Genomic DNA, 4,089 nt, shown 5'->3' on the forward strand with positions numbered 1-4,089 from the left:
TCCCGGACGCACCCCCGCCCCCGCCGAGCCGGAGGGGGCGGGGGCGGAGGCGGGGCAACGGGGAGGAGGGAGGCGCGGCGTGGACGTCCGCACCGGCCGGCTCAACCGCTCTTCGCGGTACGGATGGTGAGCGCCGAGGCGAGCGCGCCGAGCAGGGCGAGGGCGGCGGCGCCCAGGAAGGCGGCGGAGAAGCCGTCGGTCAGCGCGACCGGGTCGCCGAGCTCGCGGGCCCCGTTGGCGGCGGCCACGGCGGTCATCGCGGCCAGGCCGAGCGCGGAGCCGATCTGGTAGCTGGTGTTGACGATTCCGGAGGCCAGGCCGCCCTCGGCCGGGTTCGGCACGGCGAGCGCGGTGCCGAGCGAGGGGATGAAGGCGAGCGACATGCCGACGGCGGCGAGCAGTGAGGCGGGCAGCACGTCCACCGCGAAGTTGCCGTCGGGGCGGGCGAAGGAGAGCCAGACCATGCCGCCGGCGAGGGCGAGCAGACCGGTGACGATCAGCGGCTTGGGGCCGAAGCGGGCGATCAGCCGGGGCGCCAGCACGATCATCATCAGCATGATGGCGGCGGTCATCGGCAGCAGCGCGGCACCGGAGGCGAAGGCCCGCAGGCCGAGCACCTGCTGGAGGTAGAGGTTCAGGAAGAACCACATCGGGATCCAGGCGGCGGCCATCAGCAGTTGGGCGATGTTGGCGCTGGCCAGGTTGGGGCTGCGCCAGATGCCGAGGCGCATCAGCGGCTCGCGCCGCTTGGCCTGGAGGGCGACGAAGGCGAGGATCAGCAGCACGCCGCCGGCCAGCACCAGCCAGGTGCTCGCGGAGCCCCAACCGGTCTCCGGGGCGCGGACAATGGCGTAGACGGAGACGGCCAGGCCGGCGGTGACGGTGAGCGCGCCGAGCCAGTCCACCGAGCCGCGGCGGGCGGGGGCGGCGGGCATCACGCCGGGGGTGGCGAGCAGGACGCCGAGGGCGATGGGGATGTTGACGTAGAAGACCCACTCCCAGCTGAGGTACTGGGTGATCACGCCGCCGAGGAAGACGCCGGCGGTGCCACCGGCCGGGGCGGCCGCGCCGTAGAGGGCGAGCGCCTTGCCGAGTTCCTTCGGGCGCGCGCCGAACAGGCTGATCAGGAGGGTGAGCGCGGCCGGGGCGATCAGTGCGGAGCCGGCGCCCTGGACGGCGCGGCCGGTGAGTTCGAGGCCGGGGTTCCCGGCCAGGCCGGCAAGCAGTGAGCCGGCGGCGAGGACGACCCAGCCGGTGGCGAACAGGCGCTTGGCGCCGAACAGGTCGGAGAGCCGGCCGCCGAGCAGCAGCAGTCCGCCGAAGGCGACGACGTAGGCGTTGAAGACCCAGGACAGGCCCTCCTGGGTGAAGCCGAGCGCGGACTGCATCTCGGGCAGGGCGACCCCGATGATCGAGGTGTCCATGATCACCATGAACTGGGCCAGGGCGATGAGCCCGAGCGCGGTCCAGCGGCGCGGTGAGGGTGCCGCGGGCGGCGCGGCCGGGGCCGCGGACGCGGCGGTGGTGTCGGACATGACCACGTTCTCCTATACCGGGTGGGGGTATGTCTTCGAGGTGAGGGGAAACATACCCCCAGGGGGTATGAGGTCGCAAGGGTGGTCCCGTCGGACCCAGGGTCCGGACGGGCCTGGTCCGACCGGCCGGGCGGCGGCGAAGGTGGAGGCATGACGAACGAGAACACGACCGACACGCACCGCCACGACCGCGGCGCCACCCACGACTTCGACGGCCGGACGGTGCTCGTCACCGGCGGCACCAGCGGCATGGGCCTGGCCACCGCCCGGCTGTTGCTGGACCGCGGGGCGAGCGTCGTGATCACCGGCCGCGACGATGCCCGACTGCGTCGCGCCGAGGACGAACTCGACGCCGGGGAACGGCTGTTCGCCGTCCGCGCCGACTCCGCCCGCCCGGCCGACCTGGCCCGGCTGGCCGCCGCAGTGGGGGAGCGCTACGGCCGCCTCGACGGGGTGTTCGCCAACGCCGGGGTCGGCGTCTTCGAGACCCCGGCCGAGGTCACCGAGGAGAGCTTCGACCGCACCGTGGACGTCAACTTCAAGGGCGTCTTCTTCACCGTCCAGCACGCCCTGCCGCTGCTGGAGAAGTCCACCGGCGGCGCGTCGATCGTCCTCAACGCCTCCTGGACGCTGCACCGCGGCCTGCCCAACGCCCCGGTGTACGCGGCGACCAAGGCGGCCGTGCACAACCTCGCCCGCACCCTCGGCAGCGCGTTCGCCGGGCGCGGCATCCGGGTCAACTCGGTCAGCCCCGGCTACATCGTCACCGGGATGTTCCACGAGGTGATCACCGAGACCGCCCAGCAGGACGCCGTGCGGGCCGGGGTGCCGCTCGGCCGGCTGGGCGAGGCGGCGGACGTCGCCGAGACGGTGGCCTTCCTGCTCTCCCCGCGCGCCTCCTACATCACCGGCCAGGACCTCGTGGTGGACGGCGGGGTGGTGGCGGTCGCGAACGGCTGGTGACCGCCGCGCCCGCAGCCTGGTCCTGGCAGGGCCAGGCTGCGGCGGCGCCGATCGCCCACAATGGTCGTATGAGCACGAGCCCCGCCCACGCGGCCGGCGCCGCCGGCAGCATCGCCGAGTTCCTGCGCACCCGGCGTTCCCGACTCCACCCCGAGGACGTCGGCCTGCCGGACCTCGGCGGCCGCCGCCGGGTCTCCGGCCTGCGCCGCGAGGAACTCGCCCAGCTCGCCGGCGTCAGCGTCGACTACTACACCCGGCTCGAACAGGGCCGGGTCGGCAACCCCTCGGACTCCGTGCTCGACGCGGTCGCCCGCGCCCTGCGCCTCGATCCCGAGGAGGCCGGCCACCTGCACCGCCTCGCCCGCATCCGCCCGGACCGCACCCGCACCGGCCGCGGGCGTCCCTCCGGCCCGCAGAAGGTCCGTCCGACGCTGGCCCGGCTGCTGGAGGCCATGCCCGACGTGCCCGCCGTGGTGATGGGCCGGCGCATGGACGTCCTCGCCTGGAACCGCGCCGCCGTCTCCCTGCTCGGCGACTACGGAGCGCTCGCGCCGGCCGAGCGCAACATCGCCCGGATCACCTACCTCGACCCGGCCTCGCGCACCCTCTACGACGACTGGGTCGGCTGCGCGCGGGAGAACGCCGCCTTCCTGCGGCTGGAGGCCGGCCGCCGCCCCGACGACCCCCGGCTCGCCGAGCTGATCGGCGAACTCTCGGTGCGCAGCCCGGAGTTCCGCAAGTGGTGGGCGGAGCACCCGGTGCGCGACAAGACCTCCGGGCGCAAGGTGTTCCACCACCCGCTGGCCGGCCGGATGGAACTGGTCTACGAGACGCTGCGCTCCGCCGACGACCCGGACCAGGCGCTGATCACCTACGCCCCCGACGCCGGCAGCCCGTCCGAGGACGCCCTGCGGATGCTGCTCGCCTGGGACGCCGACCGGCCCCGCCCCAGCCGTCCGGTCCGCGTCGCCCGAGGTGGCGGGTCGGTTACCGACGGGCACTGACTCACCGCAAAGTACGGTCTTCTGCGCGGGAGTTCGCCCGCATACGGTGATCCGGTACCTGTCGGAGACCCCGGCGTCCGGCGGACCGACGCCGCTCGACGCCGCCCGACGCTGCCCGGCGCCGGTCGACGCGCGCCCGGCACCGGACGACTCGGAGCACCTATGGCCATCCTCAAGACCTATGCCCGGCTCTGGGCCGACGGCCTGGACCACTCGCTCCCGCTGCTGCGGGCCCTCACCGGGGCCGAGCCCGACCTGCTGTTCCGCTTCCACGAGATCCAGCTCGCCGCCATCGGCGACTTCCTGGTGATCGCCGGACCGCCCGCCGAGCGCGCCAAGTACGCGCACGCCTCGGCGACCGTCGTGGTCTCCGACCTCGACGAGCTGAGCGATGCCCTGGAGGCGGCGGGCGCCGTGGTCACCACCCCCGAGACCGCCTCGCCGACCGGCCGCTTCCTCTACGCCCGGCACGCCGACGGCGCGGAGGTCGAGTACGTCGAATGGGCGCCGGAACTGGTGCGCCGCATCGTGCACCGCGAGCCGTAACGTCTCCGCCCGCCTGGTCCGCCACGCCGGCCCCGCGACGC

The 4,089-nt window shown here is 74.4% G+C and carries 4 protein-coding genes; 3 read left to right on the forward strand and 1 reads right to left on the reverse strand.

Annotation, left to right across the window (positions count from 1 at the left end; all coding sequences use genetic code 11):
* Positions 1 to 101: 101 nt before the first annotated feature.
* Positions 102 to 1,535, reverse strand: a complete 1,434-nt coding sequence (locus tag ABD308_RS17885; protein WP_344335552.1) for an MFS transporter — start codon at positions 1,533 to 1,535, stop codon at positions 102 to 104.
* Between the two features lie 150 nt (positions 1,536 to 1,685).
* Here ABD308_RS17885 and ABD308_RS17890 point away from each other — a divergent pair, with 150 nt between their 5' ends.
* The 3 genes from ABD308_RS17890 to ABD308_RS17900 all read left to right on the forward strand — a co-directional run bounded on the left by ABD308_RS17890 (position 1,686) and on the right by ABD308_RS17900 (position 4,048).
* Positions 1,686 to 2,498 (forward strand): SDR family NAD(P)-dependent oxidoreductase, encoded by an 813-nt coding sequence (locus tag ABD308_RS17890; RefSeq protein ID WP_344335554.1) that lies wholly within the window; start codon positions 1,686 to 1,688, stop codon positions 2,496 to 2,498.
* A gap of 68 nt (positions 2,499 to 2,566) precedes the next feature.
* Positions 2,567 to 3,502 carry a helix-turn-helix domain-containing protein gene (locus tag ABD308_RS17895; protein WP_344335556.1) on the forward strand — a complete coding sequence of 312 codons (936 nt, stop codon included), beginning with the start codon at positions 2,567 to 2,569 and terminating at the stop codon, positions 3,500 to 3,502.
* 162 nt (positions 3,503 to 3,664) lie between these two features.
* Positions 3,665 to 4,048, forward strand: a complete 384-nt coding sequence (locus ABD308_RS17900; RefSeq protein WP_344335559.1) for a VOC family protein — start codon at positions 3,665 to 3,667, stop codon at positions 4,046 to 4,048.
* Positions 4,049 to 4,089 lie beyond the last annotated feature (41 nt).

The organism is Kitasatospora putterlickiae (assembly GCF_039527695.1).
Lineage (GTDB): Bacteria > Actinomycetota > Actinomycetes > Streptomycetales > Streptomycetaceae > Kitasatospora > Kitasatospora putterlickiae.